The sequence below is a fragment of the Streptomyces speibonae genome (assembly GCF_984686075.1).
In genome coordinates, this window is the sequence record NZ_OZ480260.1 from 8,197,636 (window position 1) to 8,217,875 (window position 20,240).

At 72.0% G+C, this 20,240-nt stretch carries 23 protein-coding genes; 11 read left to right on the top strand and 12 right to left on the bottom strand.

Annotated elements, in window-relative coordinates; all coding sequences use genetic code 11:
• Positions 1-36: 36 nt before the first annotated feature.
• The gene (locus AC5L3C_RS36560; protein ID WP_493653439.1) at positions 37-321 is read right to left on the bottom strand and encodes a GlsB/YeaQ/YmgE family stress response membrane protein; all 285 of its coding nucleotides are present in this window, start codon (positions 319-321) and stop codon (positions 37-39) included.
• A gap of 154 nt (positions 322-475) precedes the next feature.
• Here AC5L3C_RS36560 and AC5L3C_RS36565 point away from each other — a divergent pair, with 154 nt between their 5' ends.
• Positions 476-1,435, top strand: coding sequence for a DUF1152 domain-containing protein (locus AC5L3C_RS36565; RefSeq protein WP_493653440.1), 960 nt, complete (start codon positions 476-478; stop codon positions 1,433-1,435).
• A gap of 22 nt (positions 1,436-1,457) precedes the next feature.
• Here AC5L3C_RS36565 and AC5L3C_RS36570 read toward each other — a convergent pair whose 3' ends face one another.
• Entirely contained in the window at positions 1,458-1,877 is a 420-nt protein-coding gene (locus AC5L3C_RS36570; protein ID WP_493654184.1) for a VOC family protein, read from the bottom strand.
• Positions 1,878-2,157: 280 nt separating this feature from the next.
• On the opposite strand from AC5L3C_RS36570, the gene AC5L3C_RS36575 reads away from it, so the two are divergent.
• On the top strand, positions 2,158-2,661 hold the full coding sequence (locus AC5L3C_RS36575) for a hypothetical protein (protein ID WP_493653441.1): 504 nt from the start codon (positions 2,158-2,160) through the stop codon (positions 2,659-2,661).
• Positions 2,662-2,818: 157 nt separating this feature from the next.
• Positions 2,819-4,303: a family 43 glycosylhydrolase gene (locus tag AC5L3C_RS36580; RefSeq protein ID WP_493653442.1), complete on the top strand. Its 1,485-nt coding sequence runs from the start codon at positions 2,819-2,821 to the stop codon at positions 4,301-4,303.
• A gap of 39 nt (positions 4,304-4,342) precedes the next feature.
• Here the strand turns inward: AC5L3C_RS36580 and AC5L3C_RS36585 are convergent, their stop codons facing one another.
• Complete coding sequence (locus AC5L3C_RS36585) at positions 4,343-4,951, bottom strand: dihydrofolate reductase family protein (protein ID WP_493653443.1); 609 nt, start codon at positions 4,949-4,951, stop codon at positions 4,343-4,345.
• 96 nt (positions 4,952-5,047) lie between these two features.
• On the bottom strand, positions 5,048-5,989 hold the full coding sequence (locus tag AC5L3C_RS36590) for an aldo/keto reductase (protein WP_493653444.1): 942 nt from the start codon (positions 5,987-5,989) through the stop codon (positions 5,048-5,050).
• 86 nt (positions 5,990-6,075) lie between these two features.
• Between AC5L3C_RS36590 and AC5L3C_RS36595 the strand changes: the two genes are divergently transcribed.
• Positions 6,076-6,693, top strand: a complete 618-nt coding sequence (locus AC5L3C_RS36595; RefSeq protein WP_493653445.1) for a TetR/AcrR family transcriptional regulator — start codon at positions 6,076-6,078, stop codon at positions 6,691-6,693.
• Positions 6,694-6,766: 73 nt separating this feature from the next.
• Positions 6,767-7,930, top strand: a complete 1,164-nt coding sequence (locus tag AC5L3C_RS36600) for a hypothetical protein (RefSeq protein WP_493653446.1) — start codon at positions 6,767-6,769, stop codon at positions 7,928-7,930.
• Positions 7,931-8,120: 190 nt separating this feature from the next.
• On the opposite strand, the gene AC5L3C_RS36605 is transcribed toward AC5L3C_RS36600, so the two are convergent.
• Together AC5L3C_RS36605 and AC5L3C_RS36610 are read right to left on the bottom strand one after the other, a co-directional pair.
• Positions 8,121-8,849 (bottom strand): 2-phosphosulfolactate phosphatase, encoded by a 729-nt coding sequence (locus AC5L3C_RS36605; RefSeq protein WP_125509752.1) that lies wholly within the window; start codon positions 8,847-8,849, stop codon positions 8,121-8,123.
• A 33-nt stretch (positions 8,850-8,882) separates the two neighbouring features.
• Positions 8,883-9,314 (bottom strand): nuclear transport factor 2 family protein, encoded by a 432-nt coding sequence (locus AC5L3C_RS36610; RefSeq protein WP_125509753.1) that lies wholly within the window; start codon positions 9,312-9,314, stop codon positions 8,883-8,885.
• Between the two features lie 95 nt (positions 9,315-9,409).
• Here AC5L3C_RS36610 and AC5L3C_RS36615 point away from each other — a divergent pair, with 95 nt between their 5' ends.
• Together AC5L3C_RS36615 and AC5L3C_RS36620 are read left to right on the top strand one after the other, a co-directional pair.
• Positions 9,410-9,979: a PadR family transcriptional regulator gene (locus AC5L3C_RS36615; protein WP_493653447.1), complete on the top strand. Its 570-nt coding sequence runs from the start codon at positions 9,410-9,412 to the stop codon at positions 9,977-9,979.
• Positions 9,966-10,796: an SGNH/GDSL hydrolase family protein gene (locus AC5L3C_RS36620; RefSeq protein ID WP_493653448.1), complete on the top strand. Its 831-nt coding sequence runs from the start codon at positions 9,966-9,968 to the stop codon at positions 10,794-10,796. The genes AC5L3C_RS36615 and AC5L3C_RS36620 overlap by 14 nt, the downstream gene beginning before the upstream one ends.
• A gap of 9 nt (positions 10,797-10,805) precedes the next feature.
• Here the strand turns inward: AC5L3C_RS36620 and AC5L3C_RS36625 are convergent, their stop codons facing one another.
• Both AC5L3C_RS36625 and AC5L3C_RS36630 read right to left on the bottom strand, forming a co-directional pair.
• Positions 10,806-11,639 (bottom strand): aminoglycoside phosphotransferase/kinase family protein, encoded by an 834-nt coding sequence (locus AC5L3C_RS36625; RefSeq protein ID WP_493653450.1) that lies wholly within the window; start codon positions 11,637-11,639, stop codon positions 10,806-10,808.
• A 23-nt stretch (positions 11,640-11,662) separates the two neighbouring features.
• Positions 11,663-12,277 carry a TetR/AcrR family transcriptional regulator gene (locus AC5L3C_RS36630; protein ID WP_493653451.1) on the bottom strand — a complete coding sequence of 205 codons (615 nt, stop codon included), beginning with the start codon at positions 12,275-12,277 and terminating at the stop codon, positions 11,663-11,665.
• 165 nt (positions 12,278-12,442) lie between these two features.
• Here AC5L3C_RS36630 and AC5L3C_RS36635 point away from each other — a divergent pair, with 165 nt between their 5' ends.
• A complete protein-coding gene (locus tag AC5L3C_RS36635) occupies positions 12,443-13,003 on the top strand; it encodes a hypothetical protein (RefSeq protein ID WP_493653453.1) in 561 nt (186 codons plus the stop codon).
• A 30-nt stretch (positions 13,004-13,033) separates the two neighbouring features.
• On the opposite strand, the gene AC5L3C_RS36640 is transcribed toward AC5L3C_RS36635, so the two are convergent.
• The 4 genes from AC5L3C_RS36640 to AC5L3C_RS36655 all read right to left on the bottom strand — a co-directional run bounded on the left by AC5L3C_RS36640 (position 13,034) and on the right by AC5L3C_RS36655 (position 16,752).
• Complete coding sequence (locus AC5L3C_RS36640; protein WP_493653454.1) at positions 13,034-13,804, bottom strand: hypothetical protein; 771 nt, start codon at positions 13,802-13,804, stop codon at positions 13,034-13,036.
• Positions 13,801-14,433: an ABC transporter ATP-binding protein gene (locus AC5L3C_RS36645; RefSeq protein WP_493653455.1), complete on the bottom strand. Its 633-nt coding sequence runs from the start codon at positions 14,431-14,433 to the stop codon at positions 13,801-13,803. Before AC5L3C_RS36645 ends, AC5L3C_RS36640 begins: the two co-directional genes overlap by 4 nt.
• A 248-nt stretch (positions 14,434-14,681) precedes the next feature.
• Positions 14,682-15,680 (bottom strand): type I glyceraldehyde-3-phosphate dehydrogenase, encoded by a 999-nt coding sequence (gene gap, locus AC5L3C_RS36650; RefSeq protein WP_493653457.1) that lies wholly within the window; start codon positions 15,678-15,680, stop codon positions 14,682-14,684.
• 115 nt (positions 15,681-15,795) lie between these two features.
• The gene (locus AC5L3C_RS36655; RefSeq protein WP_493653459.1) at positions 15,796-16,752 is read right to left on the bottom strand and encodes a GlxA family transcriptional regulator; all 957 of its coding nucleotides are present in this window, start codon (positions 16,750-16,752) and stop codon (positions 15,796-15,798) included.
• Positions 16,753-16,817: 65 nt separating this feature from the next.
• On the opposite strand from AC5L3C_RS36655, the gene AC5L3C_RS36660 reads away from it, so the two are divergent.
• The 3 genes from AC5L3C_RS36660 (at position 16,818) to AC5L3C_RS36670 (ending at position 20,239) form a co-directional block, all read left to right on the top strand.
• Positions 16,818-17,480 carry a response regulator transcription factor gene (locus AC5L3C_RS36660; RefSeq protein WP_125509762.1) on the top strand — a complete coding sequence of 221 codons (663 nt, stop codon included), beginning with the start codon at positions 16,818-16,820 and terminating at the stop codon, positions 17,478-17,480.
• Positions 17,471-18,706, top strand: coding sequence for a sensor histidine kinase (locus tag AC5L3C_RS36665; protein ID WP_493653460.1), 1,236 nt, complete (start codon positions 17,471-17,473; stop codon positions 18,704-18,706). Before AC5L3C_RS36660 ends, AC5L3C_RS36665 begins: the two co-directional genes overlap by 10 nt.
• Before the next feature lie 78 nt (positions 18,707-18,784).
• On the top strand, positions 18,785-20,239 hold the full coding sequence (locus tag AC5L3C_RS36670) for a hypothetical protein (RefSeq protein WP_493653462.1): 1,455 nt from the start codon (positions 18,785-18,787) through the stop codon (positions 20,237-20,239).
• Position 20,240: the final 1 nt, after the last annotated feature.

A 20,240-nucleotide genomic window follows, 5' to 3' on the forward strand; every position in this document is an offset into this window, starting at 1 on the left:
GAACGGGAGCGCTCACGTGTGCCGGCCGTGCCGCTGTCAGGCGTGGGCGTGTCCGCGGCGATGGCCGCGCCCGGTGAACATGCGGTACAGCGCCAGGAGAATGACCGAGCCGACGATGGCCGCGATCCAGGTGGAGAGGTCGAAGAATCCGTCGATGGAATCGACCCCGAAGATCACCTTGCCGAGGAACCCGCCCAGGAGCCCTCCCGCGATGCCGATGAGCATGGTGATGATGAGGCCGCCCGGGTCCTTGCCCGGCATGAGTGCTTTGGCAATGGCCCCGGCGAGCAAGCCGATGACTATCCACGCGATGATGCCCATCTCACACTCTCCTTGTTGCCGTCGGTACGACACCCGTGTTTCCCGGGATCCCGACTCCTAACAGGAAAGGCGACGGCAAAGAGCGGAGCACGCGCGGAAGTGACGGACCGTCAGTGAGCACCCCGCTCCGGCCGGCGCGGCGACAATGATCGTTGTGACCTCTCTCCACACCAACCCGCTCTTCACCCGGCTCGCCGGCTCCCGGCGGATCCTCGTCGCGGGCGCGGGCGGCGGTTTCGACATCTACTCCGGCCTGCCGCTGGCCCTGTCCCTCCTGCACCAGGGCAAGGAGGTGTTCCTCGCCAACCTGTCCTTCAGCGCGCTCGCCGGACTGCCGGCCCACCACTGGGCGGCCGACGACCTGGCCGTCGTCACCAAGGACACCGCCCCGCACCAGAGCTACTTCCCGGAGCGCACCCTGGCCCAGTGGCTGAACCGGCACGGATACCCGGACACGGTCTACGCCTTCCCCCAGACCGGCGTACGCCCGCTGCGTGACGCCTACCGGGCTCTGATCGGCCTGCACGGTATCGACACCGTGGTGCTGGTCGACGGCGGCACGGACATCCTGCTGCGCGGTGACGAGTCCGGCCTCGGTACCCCGGAGGAGGACATGGCCAGTGTCGCCGCGCTCGCCGCGCTGGACGCCGTACCCCGACGGCTCGTGGTGTCGGTCGGGTTCGGCGTGGACGCCTACCACGGTGTCAACCACGTCCAGGTCCTGGAGAACATCGCCGCCCTGGAGCGCGCGGGGGCCTACCTCGGCGCGTTCTCGATACCCCGGGCCACCCGTGAGGGAGCGCTGTACCTGGACGCGGTGGAGCACGCCCAGCAGCACACCCCCGAGCACCCCAGCATCGTCAACGGTTCCGTCGCTGCGGCCGTGCGCGGCTCCTTCGGCGACGTCCGCTTCACCGACCGCACCCGCGGCAGCGAGTTGTTCGTGAACCCGCTGATGTCCCTGTACTTCGCCTTCGAACTGCCGGGCCTGGCAGCCCGGTGCCTCTATCTGGACCGCATCGAGGACACCTACCTGATGCGCCAAGTGCAGTCACGCATCGCGGAGTTCCGCGAGTCCGCCGTGACCCGCCCGCCCCGCACCTTCCCCCACTGACGCCGGGCGCCGGACGCCGCCGTCAGCCGGCGGCGGCGAGCCGTCGCCGGAGCTCCGCCTCCGAGACGTCCTCCAGGTGGGTCAGAAAGACCCACATGTGACCGGAGGGGTCCTTGAGGATGACGGTCCGGTCGCCGTGGAACATGTCCGTCGGCGGCTGGAGGACCTCGGCACCGGCGGCCTGTGCGCGCTCGGCCAGGGCGTCGACGTCCGGCACGAACACATGCAGCGTGACGGAGGTGCCCCCGCCGAGGGCGGCGGGCGAGGCGAAGGCGCCGGCCTCCGCCTCCTGCGTACTCGCGTCCCCCAGCATGAGCACCGAGGACCCGACGGTGATCTCGGCGTGCAGGACCCCGCCGCCCGGGGCGTCGATCCGGAAGTCCTCGCGGGCGCCGAACGCCCGTCGGTAGAAGTCGATCGCCGCCCGGGCGTCGTCGACCATGATGTGCGGGATCACGGCGAAGCGGTAGCGGTCGGGAATCCCGACGCCCGTAGTGTGCTCGGCCACGGCAGACCTCCTCGAAGCAGCGCGCCGGCCGTTCCGGCGGCTGTGTCACGAACGTAAGAGCTCAAGTCCGCTTGAGGTCAATCGCGGTCCGCCCGTGCGGCGCGCCCGCGGTCGGGCAAATGGACCACGCCGCGCCACCGGGCGTTGCCTCCGCGCGTCCCGGGAGTTGAGCCGGACGGTCCCGTTCCAGCTCCTTTCACCGAAGGCCGTCGCGATGCACCATCCCGCCCACCCTTCTCCCCGGCCCGCGCCGGAGTCATGGCTGATCAGCGGTGTCTACGGACTCGTCCTCGCCAGTGCGCTGGCAGCCGCCCTCGACTCGCCGGACGAGCAGACCGATCCCGGATCGGACGCGCTCTGGGTGCTGTTCACCGCCCTGGCCGCCGCGGCGGCCCACGGCTACGCCCACGTTCTCGCGCACCGGATGTCAGCGGAGCGGAGTGGCGTCGGGGTCGGCCTGCGCGCCATGTTCGCCGAGTGGCCCCTCGTCGCCGCGGCCGTTCCCACCCTCGTGTTCCTGCTGTTCGCGGTGCCCTCCTGGTGGACCGAGAGCGACGCGGTGGACACGGCACTGCTGGTCAATACCGCGCTTCTCGCGGTCGGCGGGGCCTGGACGGCGCGTCGCGCGGGCCGCGGATGGCCGGCGTCGCTCCGGGCGGCGGCCGGTGACATGGTCATCGGCCTGGTGATCATCGGAGCCAACGCCCTGATCCACTGACCGCCGACGGCAGCCATTGACGCCCCCGCACACCGTCCCTACCATGACGCGGCGTCATTACATCGATGTAATCAGGGCCGTTCCTGCCTCGCCGAGCCCTGCCCCAGCCTTCCGGCCCCCCACGCACGACCGGAAAGGACCTCCCCCCATGCATGCGATGCGTTCCAGATCTCTCCGACGCCCCCGAGGACACACCGGCCTGCTCCTCGCCGCCCTGCTCGGGCTCCTCCTCGGGCTGCTGCCGGCCGTCGCCTCCCCGGCGGCCGCGACCGCACCGGCCTCCGCACCCAGGACCGCCGCCGCGGCGGCGGCCGGCACCTTCCGCAACCCGCTCAACAGCGGACCTGACCCGTTCATGACGCACTGGAACGGCACCTACTACCTCACCACCACCCAGGGCGACCGCATCACCATGTGGCGCTCCCCGTCCCTGGGCACCCTGCTGACGGCCGACCCGATCACCGTGTGGAGGGACAGCGACCCGTCGCGCGACCGCAACCTGTGGGCTCCCGAGTTCTACCGCTTCGGCAACCGCTGGTACCTGTACTACACCGCCGACGACGGCGTGGACGAGCACCACCGCCTCTACGTCCTGGAGTCGCAGCGCGACGACCCGGCCGGCCCCTACCGCTTCAAGGCGAAGCTGGCCCCGCCCAACCACGCCGACGACTTCGCCATCGACGCGGGCATCCTCCAACTCGGCGGGCGCCTCTACCTCGCGTACAGCGGCGTCAACCAGTACCAGCACAACGGGCTCAACATCGCCCCGATGTCCGACCCGTACATCGTGTCGGGGGACGCCGTCGCCATCGACGCGGCCGGCGGCTGCCCCGAGGTGCGGGAGGGGCCCGAGTTCCTGTACCGCAACGGCCGGGTGTGGATGACCTACTCCACCTGCGACACCGGCAAGCCGGACTACCAGGTCTGGATGATGTCGATGCCGCTCGGCGCGGATCCGCTGGTGCCGGGAAACTGGCGGCAGCACGACGGACCGGTGTTCGCCCGGGCGGACGACCGGGGTGTGTTCGGGCCCGGGCACCATGCCTTCTTCCGCTCCCCGGACGGCACCGAGGACTGGATCGTCCACCACGCCAAGACCACGTCCCAGTACACGTACGGCGACCGCACGACCCGGGCGCGGAAGTTCACCTGGCGCGCCGACGGCAGCCCCGACTTCGGCCGTCCGCCGGCCCTGGGGGCCACCCAGGACCTCCCGTCCGGCGACCCGGGATCCGGTAACTACTGGATCAACGACGACGGCCGCTCCAGCGGTCCCGGGGGCGTCACCTACAGCGGAGCGTGGAACTCCGGAACGGGCTGTGCGGCGCAGTGTTTCTGGAGCGACGACCACTGGAGCGACCGGGCCGGCGCCACGGCGACGTTCTCCTTCACCGGAACCCGCATCGTGCTGCTGTCCGTCAAGGACACCGGCAACGGCTACGCGGCCCTGAGCATCGACGGCGGCCCCGAACGGCGGGTGGACTTCCATGCCCCGATCCGCGTCGGCGAGGCGGTGCAGTACACCAGCCCGCGTCTCGCCCACGGCAGGCACACCCTGCGGGTCCGGGTCACGGGCGAGCACAACGCGCAGTCCCGGGCGGCCTTCGTGAGCATCGACCGCGCCGAGATCTACGTGAACTGACGCCCTTCCACCCGCCTGGCACGCGGCACGGGCCGGCGGTCAGCGCACCACGCGGTACGTCAGGTGCGTGACCCGGGTGGCGGAGCGCGACGCCACCTGCTCCAGTTCGAGCGGCGGGACCCCCTCGAACAGCCGCGTGCCCGCGCCGAGGGTGAACGGCACCACGTGCAACCGCAGTTCGTCGATCAGGCCGGCGGCGAGATACTGGTTGACGGTGGTCGCGCCGCCGTGGACGGCGACATCGCCGTCCCCGGCCGCGGCGCGGGCGCGCTCCAGGGCCGACGCGATCCCGTCGGTGACGAAGTGGTACGTGGTGCCGCCCTTCATGAGCTGCGGCTCGCGCGCATGGTGGGTGAGCACGAACACCGGCGCGTGGAACGGCGGATCCTCGCCCCACCAGCCGTTCCACGCCCGGTCCCACGCGCCGCGCACCGGCCCGAACATGTTGCGTCCCATGATGAACGCCTTGGCGGCGGCCATCCGGTCGAGCTCGGCCCGGTTCTCCTCGGCCGTGTCGAACATCCAGGCGTGCAGCCGGTCGCCCGTGCCGTCGCCGCCGTCGTCGCCGAACGGGCGGTCCTCGCTCTGGTGGTGCCCGGCCGAGTACCCGTCGACCGTGACCGTGAGGTCGCAGGTCACCTTGCTCATGCGCGCGGTCCTTTCGCGGTGGGGTGTGCCGTCCACTGTCCACTGCGGGCGGCCGGCCCGCCACGGAATCCCGGTCGACCGCCGGATGCGGCGGGGTCAGTCGAAGGTGACGTCCGCCGAGCGGGAGGGCACGGCGTCCAGGGCGGCGAGCGTCGCCTCGTCGAGGGCGACCCCGCCGACGGCCACGTTGGCCTCCAGATGCGCGGGGTCGGCGGTGCCGGGGATCAGCAGGACGTTGGGGGCGTGGTGCAGCAGCCAGGCGAGACCCACCTGGGCGGGCGTGGCCCCCAGTTCGTCCGCCGCCGCGCGCACGGCGGTCTCGTCGGTCACCTTCGGCATGCCCGCGAAGGCGCTGCCGAGCGGGAAGTACGGAACCCACGCGACGCCCTCCTCCCGGCAGAGGCCGAGCAGGTCCTCGTCGCCCCTGACGAGGAGGCTGTAGGCGTTCTGCACGCAGGCGATCCCCGCGGGCAGCGCGCGGCGCAGGACGTCGAGGGAGACGCTGCTCAGTCCGATCCCGCCGATCTTGCCCTGGTCGCGCAGTTCGGTGAGGACGGCGAGCTGGTCGTCGAGGGGCACGATCTGGTCCCCCTGGGCGCGCAGCCCGGGACCGGAATCCGTACGGCGGAGATTGACCAGCGGTATCCGCTCCATGCCGAGGGTCCTGAGGTTGTCCTCCACGGCCGCCCGCAGCTGCTCGGGGCGCTGCGCCAGGCGGAGGGGGAGCGGGCCGCCGGGGTCGGGCTCGGCGCCGACCTTGCTGACCACCACGACGTCGTCCTCGGGACGGACGGCTTCGCGGATGAGGTCGTTGACGAATCCGTTGCCGTAGAACTGCGCGGTGTCGATGTGATCGATTCCCAGCTCGACGCAGCGGCGCAGCAGAGCGACGGCCGCCTTGCGGTCGCCGTGCAGGCGCTCGAGTTGCATCGCGCCGTAGCCGATGCGGGAGACGGTGCGGTCCCCGAGTCGCCCGGGGCCGCCGGGACGCGGGGCGCCGGATGCGGTGACCTGAGGAGAACGCGCTGGAGAAGCCATGGGTGTGCCCTTCGTGTGGGACCATGGGACAGGAAACGGAGTGGCTCCGCTTCCGTCACCGTAACACTAAACGGAGGTCCTCCGCTTTGACTGAATCCGAGTCCCGAGACCCCGGCCGCGGCCCGGCCCCGCAGCGGCCGGTACGGGCCGACGCCCGGCGCAACCGGGACAAGCTCCTCGCCGCCGCCCGGGAGGCCTTCGCCGCGACGCCGGACGCCGTTCCGCTGGACGCGGTCGCCCGCGCGGCCGGCGTGGGGATCGGCACGCTGTACCGGCACTTCCCGACCAGGGAGGCGCTGGTCGAAGCCCTCTACGCCGCCGAACTCGACGAGGTCGTCGCCAGCGCGCGCGTTCTCCTCGAGCGGCTCGAACCCGAGGCCGCCCTGCGGGCGTGGATGACCCGGTACGCGGACTTCTTCAAGATCAAGCGCGGCATGTCCGAGACCCTGCGGGCGGGGTGGGCCTCCGGCAGCATCGCCACGCCCGCGACACGGGAGCGCGTCACGGCCAGCATCGCCGAGATGCTCCGCCGCGGCGCGGAATCCGGCTCGCTGCGCTCCGATGTCGACCCCGACGACGTCACGATGATGCTGCTCGGCGTCTTCCTCTCCACCACGGCGATCGACGCGCCGGAGAGGGTCGCCCCGCTCCTCGACCTGCTGGTCGACGCGCTGCGACCCGCCCCGGGACCGGGCGACCACTGACGTCCGAGCGCGCACGGAAGGCCGGGACCGCGCAAGATGGACAGTGCGTACCGGTGAACCGGGAGGTGCGGTGATGCACGACGACACCGAGAACGGCGAGGCTGCCCTCGAAGCGGGTGAGCCGTACGACGAGGACGCCGTCGCCGCCGACGTGAATCCGGACGTCCATCTGGACGTCCCCGTCCTGAAGGTCGACGAGATCGACCTGGACGTCGAGAACCTCCGGGCGCATGTCTCGCTTCAGGCCGAGGTGCTGGATCTGCTGCGGCTCAACGTGGGCGCCGACGTGGCCCTCGGCCGGGTCCATCTGGGCATCCACGGGGTGGAGGCACAGGCGCGGCTCGACGTGCGGCTCGACAACGTCGCCGCGATCATCGACCGGGTGCTGACCACGCTCGACCGCAATCCGGAGATCCTGCACGAACTGGCCCGGGGCGTGGGATCCGCCGTCCAGGACGTCGGCGGCGGGGCCCGCGAGGCGGTGGGCGAGCTGGGCACCGGAGCGGGCCGCGCAGTCCAGGACGTCGGCCGGGGCGCCGGGGCCGCGGTCGAGGATGTCGGCAGTGGCGCCGGACGCGCCGTCGAGGATGTCGGCAGCGGTGCGGGGCGGGCCGTCGAGGACGTGGGGGGCGGTGCCGGGCGGGCCGTCGAGGACGTGGGGGGCGGTGCCGGGCGGGCCGTCGAGGACGTCGGCGCCGGAGCCGGGAAGACGGTCGAGGACGTGGGGAGCGGCGTGGGCTCGGCCGCGGCGGACGTCGGCCGGGGCGCCGGTGAGGCCGTCCAGGACGTGGGCGGCGGCGCCGGACGCGCGGTGGAGGACGTCGGCGAGGCGGCCCCGGAGGTCGCCGGTGAGGCCGGTGGTGCGGTGGGCGACGCGGCCGGGAGTGCGGCGGAATCGGCCGGACGCGCGGCGGAGGACGTCGGCGAGGCGGCCCCGGAGGTCGCCGGTGAGGCCGGTGGTGCGGTGGGCGACGCGGCCGGGAGTGCGGCGGAATCGGCCGGACGCGCGGTGGAGACGGCGCAGGGCACACTTCCGGAGGGCGACCGCGCGGCCGAGGACGCCGACGCCGCCACGGAGGGCACCACCCGCCGCGCGAGGGCGGCCAAACGCAGCGCCTCACGAGCCCCCCGCGGCGAGGCCGCCACCGGCAGGCGCCGAGTACGCACGGAGAACGGCAAGCCGCCTCCGCGCCCCCGTCGCCGCCGTGCTCCCGAAGGGGAACAGGAGCCGCCCTGAACGCCGGACGGCACCCCGGCACCGCCGGACATCTCGTTCCGGGCGACGGTCCGCGCCGAGCGGCTGCGCTTCGCCGAGGAGCCCCGCACGGCCGTGCGCTTCCCCGGTACCGGTGAGCGCGAGTCGTTGAGCCACAGCCACCGCGACCACCTCCCGGAGAAGGTCGCCCCCGGCCGCGACTACCACGACGTCACCGTCGACTACCGCCTGCGGACCCGTCTGCTCGGCCCACCGGACCGTACCCCCTGACATCCGAGCGGCGGAGAACCATGTGCGAGTCCTCCGGCGCCGCCACCATGGCGAAGCCGAACCGGTCGAGTTCGAGACAGAGCGGAACGTCATCGGGATGAGTGCCTCGTCGCACGCCTTCCGCCAGCTCGGCGGCGGCCCGCGAGGCGGCGGCCCGCCGGAGGAACGGAGCCGCGTCCGCCGAGGCTCCGCCGGCCCTGCGGGCGATGTACTCGGCGCACGCCAGATCCTCTTCGGCGCGCCCGTCCTCCCCGGTCACGACGAAGGTGACGCTGTCGCACGCGCGGGACCACAGGTACCGGGCCGTCGCCTCCGCCACCACGAAGGAGGCGCACAGCACCAGCGAGGACTCCTTGACCGCGAGGGCGCCGACCGTTCCCGCCGTGGTCTTCTGTACGACCGTCCGTCCGGCGAGGTCGACGGACCGCAGCTGGCCGGGGGAGTTGACGGCATCGAATCCGGGCGCCGGCGGGCCGTCCTTGAGCGCCACCCGATCCGGGTGGCGCTGCTTGAGCTCCAGCGCCTCGTCCAGTGACTCGGCGAGGACGATCTTCTCCGCTCCCCGGGCGAACGCCCAGGCGGCCACGGTGAAGGCGCGCATCACATCGACCACGACCGCCACGGGCGGGGCTTCGGCCAGTTCGGTGATGCCGGCACAGTGGGTGTCCATCACGTCATGATCGCGCACACCGGGCGAAGGCTTTCACGGACGGACGGGATCGGGAACCAGGCCCTCCTCGACGAGCCCTGCGAGGACGGCCTCGCCGAGGGCGTGCACGGCGGACCGTGGGCGGACCATCACGGTGAACTCCTTGATCCGGCCGTCGTCGTCGAAGTGCAGCAGGTCGACACCGTGGATCTCCTTGCCGCCCGCCCGCGCGCGGAACAGGAGCACCGCGGAGGGAGCGGCGGTGTCGTCGGCGCTGGTGCGGGCCGTGCCGGTGTGGTCGCCGATGTAGCGGAAGTCCTCGAAGGTGCGCAGCAGGACCCCGAAGAGCCCCATGACCGTCGGCTTGCCCTCGAACGGCGTGAACTTCACGGGGCTGTAGAAGCGGATGTCGTCGGTGAACAGGTCCTCCAGGGCGGCCAGGTCCCGGTTGTCGACGGCTGCGCGGAAACGGTCTGCGGTGTTCACGGGACCACCTTCCCCAGTCATGAATCAGAGTAGTCATTTTTATGACTATCATGGGTGTCCTGCGGAGCGACAGAGGCAGGCAAGGAGCGGATCCCATGGCACTACGGCACGCCGTGCTGGCCGCGCTGCTCGACGGCGAGCTCAGCGGCTACCAGCTGGCGAAGGCGTTCGACGTCGGTGTGGCCAACTTCTGGTACGCCCAGCCGCAACAGCTCTACGCGGAGCTGACCCGGCTGGAGAAGGAGGGGCTGGTCGCGGGCCGGGAGGTGGTGCAGGAGTCACGGCCGAACAAGAGGCTGTTCCACGTCACCGACGCCGGGGTTGCGGAGCTGGAGGCCTTCACCGCCGCCACCGCCAAGCCGGCCTTCATCCGGGACGACCTGCTCGTCAAGGTCCAGGCGGCCGACCGGGTCGACACCGACGCCCTCATCGCTCAGCTCACCGACCGCGCCCGCATCGCCCAGGCCAAGATCGACCTGTTCGGGACGCTGCTGCACCGCCTGCGAGGCGACCGTACGGAGGAGGAGTTCCTCCGCCACGGCGACCGCATCGGCCCCTACCTGACCTGTCTGCGCGGCGTGGCCTTCGAGCGGGAGAACCGCGACTGGTGCCTGCGCACCGTCGACGTCCTGAAGGAGAGGCGGCAGCTTCATGCCCGGCACTGACACGGCGTACCTGCGCTACGTCGCCCTCGGCGACAGCCAGACCGAGGGACTCGGCGACGGCGACGACCTCACCGGCCCGCGCGGCTTCGCCGACCGTCTCGCCGAACACCTCTCCCGCCACGAGCCGGCCGTCCGGTACGCCAACCTGGCCGTCCGGGGGCGCCTCGCCGCACAGATCCACGCCGGACAGCTCGCCCCCGCCCTCGCCCTGCGCCCCGACCTGGCCACCGTCGTCGCAGGCGTCAACGACCTGCTGAGGCCCCGCTTCGACGCCGACGAGGTCGCCGGGCATCTGGAGGCCATGTTCGCCGCGCTCACGGCGCAGGGTGCCCACGTGGCCACGATCACCATCCCGGATCCCGCGCGCATCAGCCCGCTCGCACGCCCCCTCGTGCCACGCGTCACGGCGCTGAACCAGCGCATACGCCAGGCCGCCCGCAGACACGGGGTCACCGTCGCCGAGACCGCCCTCCACCCCGTGGCGAGCGACGTCCGGCTGTGGAGCACCGACCGTCTGCACGCCAGTTCCCTCGGCCACGAGCGCATCGCCGCGGCCCTCGCCCACGCCCTGCACCTGCCCGGCAGTGACGACAGCTGGACCCGTCCTCTCCCGGCGGCGCCCCTGCCCACCCGCCGGCATGCCGCGGCCACCGAACTCCGCTGGCTGGCGGGCTTTCTGGGCCCCTGGTTCCTCCGCCGCCTCAAGGGCACGTCATCCGGGGACGGCCGCAGCGCGAAACGCCCCCTCCTCCTTCCCGTGCGCACGGACGACAGCGCCCCGCCACGGACCGGCGCCCCCGCACCGGACACCCTCTGAGCGCGGCCCTCAGCAGCGTTCCAGCGCGGCACGGACCAGGCGCAGGCCCTCGGCCCTCCAGTGCTCCCGCTCAGGCATCCGATCGTTCCGCCGCCACCGCCAGGCCGCGAACAACGCCCAGGTCAGGGCGCGGCATCGGCGGAGCAGAGCCTGGTCGGCGCCCGCATAGCGCCGTCCCACCTCTTCGGGCGCATGGGCGAGGTCGAACTCGACCGGCCCGCGGCAGCACGTGGCGAGATCCACGAGCAGGGGGCCTCCGACGGAGTTCAGGACGTTGCCGGGATGCGGCTCGCCGTGCAGCAGCTGCTCGCCGGCCGCCGCCTCGCGGATCGCGGCGCTCAGCCCCTCGAGCGTGCCGACGAGCAGGTCCCGGTCGGGATCGGGCAGTTCGGGGCTGCGCTCCGGGTCCCGCACCTCTGTGAGGGCGACAGCCACGCGGTCGGTGAAGTGCGGCGCTTCCCAGTCGACCCGGCGCAGGGCGGCATGGTGGCGCAGGAGTACGTCCGCGTAGTCGGCCGGTGTGATCTCGGCCCCCACGGGCTCGTAGTACGTCCAGAGCGTGACGGCGAAGGTGTCCCACAGATGGACCCGGCCCTCCACGCGGGGATCGAGTCCGGCCACCGGGGCGTCGACGCGGGCGAGACGGTGGGCGACCTCCACCTCGAACTCCGCTTCGCCCAGCTGCGCCAAGGGCGCCACCCGGGCCAGCACACCGCACGGCTCCAGACGCAGCGCCACCCGGTCCGAGTCGTGGATCACGCTCACATCGTCGGCCCGGAGCCCCAGTTCGGCGGCGGTCGCCCGTCCTGCCGCGACGGCGTGGCGCAGTTGCAGTGGTTCCATACGGGGCTTCCTCCTGGGGCCGGTCAGGGCTGCGCGGTCGTGTGCCGCTGGGGCGTGGCGGCGGGGCGCGCGTCGAGGATGCCCTCGACGCCCCGCAGGAAGGTCTCACAGATCAGTTGCGGGTCGAAGAGGCAGCCGGCAGCCATCGCGCCGTCCCGCAGCATGACCAGGTGACGGCCGGCCGCGTCGGCGGGCGAGTGACCGGCCCGCTCCAGCAGCCCGGTGACGGTCTGAAGGAACCATTGCCGGTGGGCCAGCACCGCCCGGTGGACGGGGTGCGCCGGATCGGGGTACTCGGCCACCGCGTTGAGGAAGGCGCAGCCGCGGAAGCCGGGGGAGCGGATGCCCTCCACGATGGAACGGCCGACGGCCCGTACCTGCTCCGCCGGCGACCCGGCGCTCGCCCGGGCAGCCTCCACCTGCGCCCGGATTCCCCGGTCGGCCTGGTCGAGGTAGGCGAGGACGAGCTCCTCCTTACCCGTGAAGTGCCGGTACAGCGTCGCCCGGGTCACCTGCGCCTCCGCGATGATGCGGTCGACGCCGACGGAGTGAATCCCCTCCGCGTAGAAGATCCGGGTCGCCGTGGTGAGCAGCCTGGCCCGCGCCTCCGAGGGACGGCCTTCTGTGCCTCGACTCATGGCCACACGCTACCAAACCACCGAGGGAGAACGTTCGGTCTTGACAGCGCGGGCACTGCCCGCGTTGGATGCGGATGAGACCGAACGTTCTCCCTCGTGGCCGATCCGGCCCGTTACCCGCACGCATGCACCGATCCGCGTGCACCGACACCGAAAGGCACCTACGTGGACACCCTCGTCGGCACCGCCCCCGCCAGCGCTCCCACGGCCCTGCGGAAGCTGTACCTCTCTCGCTTCGCGTTCGCCGCGGTATGGGCCGCCCTGCTCTTCACGGCCGCCGGCACACTGGGCCCGCTGAGCGTGACGCTCCTGGTGATCTACCCCTTGTTCGACGTGGCGTGCGCCGTCGTCGACCTCCGGTCCGCCAGGACGCACGACGGCCCGGTGCGCGGCCTGCACCTGAACATCGCCCTCAGCTCCCTCACCGGCCTCGGCCTCGCCGTCGCCGCCGCATCCGGTGTCCCGGCGGTCCTGCGCGTCTGGGGCGCCTGGGCCGTCACCGCCGGCCTCGTCCAGCTCGCCGTCGGTGCCCTCCGGCGCCGGCTCGGAGGCCAGTGGGCGATGATCGCCGGCGGCGCCCTCTCCACCGTCGCCGGCGCCTCCTTCGCCGTACAGGCGGGCAAGGAGGACCCCTCCCTCACTCCTCTGGCCGGTTACGCCCTCCTCGGAGGCTTCTTCTTCCTCGTCTCCGCCCTCCGCCTGAACCGCACGGCGCGCCACACCTGACATGACACGGGACCGCGCCACCCCAAGCCCTCACGCGTCGTGATCGAGGCGATGCGGCTGATGGACCCGGGTCCGCAGGGCGAAGGCGACCAGGGCCGTGGTGGTCATGGCCGTCAGCCAGGCCGTGCTGTGGAGCAGGGGGCTCAGCGTGACGTCCCGTGTGAAGCCCGAGGCCAGGCTCGTCTGGAGGGAGCCGTAGCTCGGCAGGAACTCGACCAGGGGCTTGTCGGCGGTGGTGCTGGCGACGGGATTCTGCGGTGCGAGGTCGATGATGCTGGCCATGATGATCGTGACCAGGCCCTCGACCTCGCCGCGCAGGAAGAGGGCCAGGAACATGCCCATCGCCCCGTAGACCAGGCAGTCCGCCAGAACGGCGACACCCAGCAGGACCGGTTGCAGGGGAGTCCAGAACAGCAGCATCCAGGCCGTGGCGTAGGCGCTGACCAGCACGGAAGCGACCACGAGCGTGGTGAGCTTGGCGCCGATCAGGGCGGTGCGGGGATATCCCGCCGCCGTGAGACGACGGTCGAAGGCCCGGGTGCGGCGCGCGGCGCTGAACATCAGGAAACCCAGGAGCAGGGACACGGCGTTGAGGGAGCCGCTGATCATCGTGATCTCGTCGCCGCCCGCACGCAGCCAGATTCCGGTGGCACGCAGCCGGAAGGGAAACGTCTTCGGCGTGGTGAGGGTCTTCGCCACGGTGATCCACATCGGGATGAAGACGATCAGGAGCATGGCGGCCAGCCGGTTCTTCGCCACGGCCAGCAGGGCGTAACGGCTGGCGAGCAGGTAGGCGCTCATGCGGTGTCCGTCGTCGGTGAGGGCCCGAGGACGCCGTCGTGCAGGTGGTACAGGACGTCGAGGCGTTCGGTGTCGTGGGCGAGGTGGGAGATGATGATCACGGTGCGGCCGCGGCTCTTCAGCTCGTGGGCGAGGTCCCAGAAGCGCAGATAGGTTTCCCAGTCGAAGCCCTGGTACGGCTCGTCGAGCAGTACGACGTCCGGGTCGTGCATCAACGCCAGTACCAGGTTCAGCTTCTGCAGGGTGCCCCCGCTGAGGGTCTTCACCTGCGAGTCCAGGTAGGAGGAAGCGGCCAGCCGGTCGATCAGCCGCAGCGCACCGCCAAGGCCCGGGAGGCGGTAGGCGACCTGGAAGAGCCGCAGATGCTGGCGCACGGTCAGTTCCTCGTCCAGGACGGGGTGCTGGGGGCAGTACCCCCGGGTGCCCACCAGGGCGACGCGTCCCCCGTCCGGACGCAGGTCGCCGCTGAGGATGCGCAGCAGGGTCGTCTTCCCGGCGCCGTTCTCCCCGACGATGCCCAGCAGCTGCCCCGCCCGCGCCTCGAAGCCGACCCCGCGCAGCACCTGCCGGGAGCCGAACCCCTTGCGGACGCCCGTCACGTGCAGCACCACCGGCTGTCGCGGGCTCACCGCCGGACCGCCACGGCCGGGCCCGCGCCCCACCGGGCCCGCCGGCGTCCCCTCTCCCGGCTGGGCGCGCGTTCCACGCGGGAACGCCACCGGGCCGGCGTTCCTGCGTCCTGGGCGACGGGCGGCGGGCTCGAACTGACCACGGGGCTCCTCGGGAGCGGCGGAGTGCGCTGGCTTCCACCGGCCAACGAGGCACGAGCCCGTCGGGACACGTCACGCACCCCCGCAAACACGAGCGGGGCGCCGGATCAGCCGACGGCCAGCAGCTCGAGCGTGTCGATCACACGGTTCGAGAAGCCCCACTCGTTGTCGTACCAGGCGACGACCTTGATGTGCCGCCCGTCGACCCGGGTGAGGGCCGAGTCGAAGACCGACGACGCCGGATTGCCGGTGATGTCGGACGACACCAGCGGGTCCTCCGAGTACTCGAGAATGCCGGCGAGCGGCCCCTGCGCCGCGGCGCGGTACGCCGCCAGCACCTCGTCGCGCGTCACGTCACGCGCGACCGTGGTGTTGAGCTCGACGATCGACCCGACGGGCACCGGGACACGGATCGAGTCGCCGGAGAGCTTGCCGTCGAGGTTCGGCAGCACGAGACCGATCGCCTTGGCGGCGCCCGTGGTGGTCGGCACGATGTTGACGGCGGCCGCGCGGGCGCGGCGGGCGTCGCGGTGCGGACCGTCCTGGAGGTTCTGCTCCTGCGTGTAGGCGTGCACCGTCGTCATGAATCCGTGCTCGATGCCCGCGAGTTCGTCGAGCACCTTGGCCAGCGGCGCGAGCGCGTTGGTCGTGCACGAGGCGTTCGACACGATCGTGTGCCCGGACGGATCGTAGGCATCGGTGTTGACCCCGAAGGCCAGCGTGACGTCGGCACCCTGCGACGGGGCGCTCACGAGAACCTTCCGCGCGCCGGCCACAAGGTGGCCGCGGGCGGCCTCGGCCGAGGTGAAACGGCCGGTCGCCTCGAGCACGATGTCCACCCCGAGATCCGCCCACGGCAGCTTCTCCGGTTCGCGTTCGGCGAGCACCGCGATGCGCCGCCCGTCGACGACCAGGGCGTCCTCGTCGGCACTGACCGGACGGCCGAGCCGGCCCGCCGTCGTGTCGTAGGCGAGCAGCCGGGCGAGGATGCGGGGTTCGGTGAGGTCGTTGACGGCGACGACGTCCAGGTCGCTGTCGCGTTCGAGCAGCGCACGCAGCACATTGCGTCCGATGCGGCCGAATCCGTTGATCGCGATGCGGGTCATGAGTGGTCTCCCTTCGGTCCGCCACCAGCGTCGCGCGCGCCTCCCCGCCGGGACAGCGGCGTGATTGCCATGGTTCACAAGGATCACGCCACGAGGTACCGGGGGATGCGGGGGACTACTCGCCGTGGGTGAACGTGCGCCGGTACTCGCTCGGAGTGGTGCCGAGGATGCGCTGGAAGTGCAGCCGAAGATTGGCACCGGTTCCCAGGCCCGTGTCGGCGGCGATCTGCTCGATGGTCCGCTGCGAACGCTCCAGCAGCTCACGGGCCAGGTCCACGCGGGCGCGCATGACCCACTGCATCGGTGTGTAGCCCGTGTCCTCGACGAAGCGCCGGGAGAACGTACGCGGCGAGACCGCCGCGTGCCGGGCGAGCACCTCCAGTGTGAGCGGTTCGCCGAGCCGGCGCAGCGCCCACTCCCGCGTGGCGGCGAACCGCTCGCCGAGCGGCTCGGGCACGCTGCGCGGCACGTACTGCGCTTGACCACCGCTGCGGTAGGGGGCCGCGACCAGGCGCCGGGCCGCGTGGTTGGACGCGGCCACCCCGAGGTCGCCGCGCAGAACGTGCAGGCACAGGTCGATGCCCGACGCGGCGCCCGCCGACGTCAGCACGCTGCCCTCGTCGACGAACAGCACGTTCGCGTCGACCCGGACCAGCGGGTACTTCGCCGCCAGCGCCCGCGTGTAGTGCCAGTGCGTGGTGGCCCGTCTGCCGTCCAGCAGGCCCGTGGCGGCGAGCGCGAAGGCGCCCGTCGAGATGGCGGCGAGCCGCGTGCCCCGGGCGTGGGCGGCCCTCAGCGCCTCGACGACGGCTCCCGGCGGGTCCTCGCGGTCCGGGAACCGATAGCCGGGGATGAAGACGATGTCGGCCCACGCGACCGCGTCCAGACCATCGGCGACGTCGTACGCCAGACCGTCGCCGCCCGCCACCCGGCCCGGCTCCGCCCCGCACACCCGCACCTCGTACGGCATGCTGGACCGGGTCGTGAACACCTGCGCGGGGATGCCGACATCGAGCGGCTTGGCACCCTCCAGGACCAGGACGGCGACACGGCGCAGGCGGGAAGTCGGCACAGCGCCAGGCTACGGGTCACGCGCCTTTACCTCCGTGCAATCCGGTGCCTGATTCCATGACGCCCATGAGGGTTCTGGTAGCCGAAGACCACCATGTGCTGGCACGCACCGTCGCCACCGGACTGCGCCGCGCCTCCATGGCCGTGGACGTCGTGGGAGCGGGGGACGAGGTGGAGCAGCGCTGCCTGCTCACCGACTACGACGTACTGGTCCTGGACCGCGATCTGCCGGTGCTGAGCGGCGACGAGGTCTGCCGGCGCCTGCGCGAACTCGAGGACCCGCCGCGCATCCTCATGCTGACCGCGGCCGGCTCGATCGAGGACAAGGTGTACGGCCTCGACCGGCTGGGCGCCGACGACTACCTCGCCAAGCCGTTCGACTTCGCCGAACTGCTGGCGCGGATCCGCGCGCTCGCCCGGCGCACCCCCAAGCCGCCGTCGGTCGTCCTGCACCACGAGGGGATCTCGCTGGACCGGGCCAGGCGCGAAACCCGGGTGAACGGACGTCCGGTGGACCTCACGCCGAAGGAGTTCGCCGTGCTGCAGGTGCTCATGGAGGCCCGCGGCCGTGCGGTGCCGCACCGCGAACTGGTCCGCACCATATGGGACGAGAACCTCGACCCGCGCACCAGCGCCGTCCGGGCCACGGTCAGCAGGCTGCGCGCCAAGCTCGGCGGCCCGGACACCATCCTCGCCGACACGGGGCAGGGCTACCGGCTGTGCGACTGAACCCGCTCCGGCCGGCCCCGCGCACCGTCCTCGCCCGGTGGGGCTCGCGCGTCCGTGCCCGCCTGCCGTTCCGCGCCCGGCTGGCGGCCGCCATCGGCGGGCTCTTCCTGCTCGCCGGCACCGGTCTGCTCGCCTTCGTGGTGCTGCTCGCCCGCTACGGGACGACGCAGGAGGTCGAGGGCATGCGCATCACCCCGCTGCCATCGGCCCCGGGCGCGTACGAGGAGGTCGGGCCGGCGCCCCCGGCCGGACGCGCCGCAGACGTCCCCGCAAGCGGCGAGGGCATCGCGATCCAGCAACTCGACTGGACCGTCCGGGCCGTCCAGGACACCGCGCTGCGGCAGATGCTGCTCTGGTCGGGCGTCGGACTGGTCGTCATGGCCCTGCTCGCCGCCGCCACCGGCTGGTGGCTGGCCGGACGCGCCCTGAGACCGATCTCCGCGATGACCGACACCGCCCGCCGCATCAGCGACCTCAACCTCCACGAACGCCTGGCCCTCACCGGCCCCGACGACGAACTGCACCGCCTCGCCGACACCTTCGACGGCATGCTCGACCGGCTGCAGAAGGCCTTCGACAGCCAGCGCCGCTTCGTCGCCAACGCCTCGCACGAACTGCGCACACCGCTCGCCGTCCAGCGCAGCAGCCTGGAGGTGGGGCTGGCCGACCCCCTCCCCGAGGGCCTGGCCGAGGTGCGCGAGGACCTGCTGGCCGCCAACCGCGACGCGGAGAAGCTCATCGCCGCGTTGCTGCTGCTGGCCCGCAGCGACCGGGGCCTGGCCGGGACGGAGCGGGTGGACCTGGCGGCCCTCGCCCGGCAGTCGGCGGCCGAACAGTCCGCACAGGCCGTGACGGAGGACGTGACGGTGGACGTGGCAGTGCACGGACCGCCCGCGGCCGTCGACGGCGACCCCGTCCTGCTGCGCCACCTCATCGGCAACCTGCTCGGCAACGCCCTGGGCTACAACCACCCGGGCGGCCGGGTCCAGCTGGCCCTGGACCGCCGTACCCTCACCGTCACCAACACCGGCCCCGAGGTGCCCGCCGACCGCCTCGACGACCTCTTCGAACCCTTCCGCCGGGTGGCCCGGGACCGGACCGGCCAGCAGGCCGGCCACGGACTCGGCCTGTCCATCGTGCGCTCCATCGCCGAGGCCCACGGTGCGGCCCTGACCGCGGCACCGGGCCCGCAGGGCGGCCTGCGTATCGAGGTGCGCTTCCCCTGACGCGCCGGACCCGCCCGGCCGGGGCCGAACGGGTCAGCCCCGCATGCACCCCGAGGGCCCCGGTTCGAGTCTGTGGTCATGAGCTTCCGTCCCTGGGTCGTCGTGGAGCCGCCGGACAGCCGCGGCCTGCGCCGTGTCACCGTCGGCGGTGAGAGGGCCGGCAGCGCCTGGTCACTGCGCGAGCTGCGCCGCGTACTGAGCCGCCTCGGCCTCCCGGAGGACATGGATCTGGAGGATCCGGCGACCGTCCGCTGGAATGGGGGCGACAGCGGCACCTGGCCCGACCGCCCCTGGCGCAGGCGCTCGGTCGTGGCGCTCATGACGGCCGGGCTCCTCGTGTCCATGGTGTACAACGTCCTCATCGGATGGCCGGACGCCTCGGGAGCACTGACCTTCGCACAGCGCATCACGGGCGTGCTGTTCGTCCTGTCGGGCGTGGTGGTGGGCGTCGCGGCGATCGCCGCGGCCGACTACTGGGGGAGGAGGCAGTTCCGGGTCTCCGGAGCGATCACCCTGCTCGGCGTCGTCATCGTGCTGGCCACCGACGGCCTCCTGCTCAGCCTCTGGCTGGAGGAGAGGGAGTACACGGGCCATCTGCTCGTCCACCTGCCCGGGCTGTGCTGGTCCCTGTGGGCCCTGTTCCTGCTGCTGCGGGACAAGTCATGGAAAGGGATACCGCAGCCCAGGACCTTCGCCGCCGGAGTCGTCGCCACGGCGCTCCTGACGGCGGTCAGTCTCGCCTACTCCACCATGTACCAGCCCGCGGCCGCCCCGATGCATTTCGCCCTGAAGGCGGAGTTCGGCAAGGCGTGGGAGGACAGGAACCTCCCCTACGTGCATGTCCCCCTGACGCTCCACATGAAGAACACCGGGGGAATCCCGGTGTACATCATCAACGACATCTACACGGTCCGCGGCAGGATCGCTGCCTACTCCCGGGGCGAGGAGGACCTGGCGGCGGAGTGGCAGGACAGCGTGGAACGGCGCGGAGCGCGCGAGGGGGAGGCGGAGCTCTACGTCGACCAGCTCGAATACACCACGATCAGCAGCGGACGGTTCTACGACCTGGGAAACTCGCTCGACGTCGGGCAGGAGTACACCCAGCAGCGGGTCTTTCAGCTCCCCAAGGACGCCGGCTACGACACCGTGAGTGTCGAACTGCAGATCGCGTACATGAGGAAGGACCGCGGGAAACTCGACGTCGCCGCGTTCAGGACCCCTCATCGCTCCTGGAGCGCACACGAGAAGACCTACCACTGCGAGCCGTACATCTGCGGGGCCCAGCTCATCCATCGCGGCAGGGTGCGGCACAACAACAATCTCATCAACGTGACGCGCAGACCGCGTTACGTGACGGCCGTATGGTCCCCGGGAGGGGATTTCATCTCCTCGATCTCGTCCGTTCCCTTCAATTTCTTCGGGCTGGGCGACTACGGGGAGGAGCGGAGAGAACTGGAACGGTACGGGGCGGCCAGGGCCCGGGCGGACACGGAGGTGTCGCTGGCGGAACTGCTGGAATCCGCCGGGACCTGAT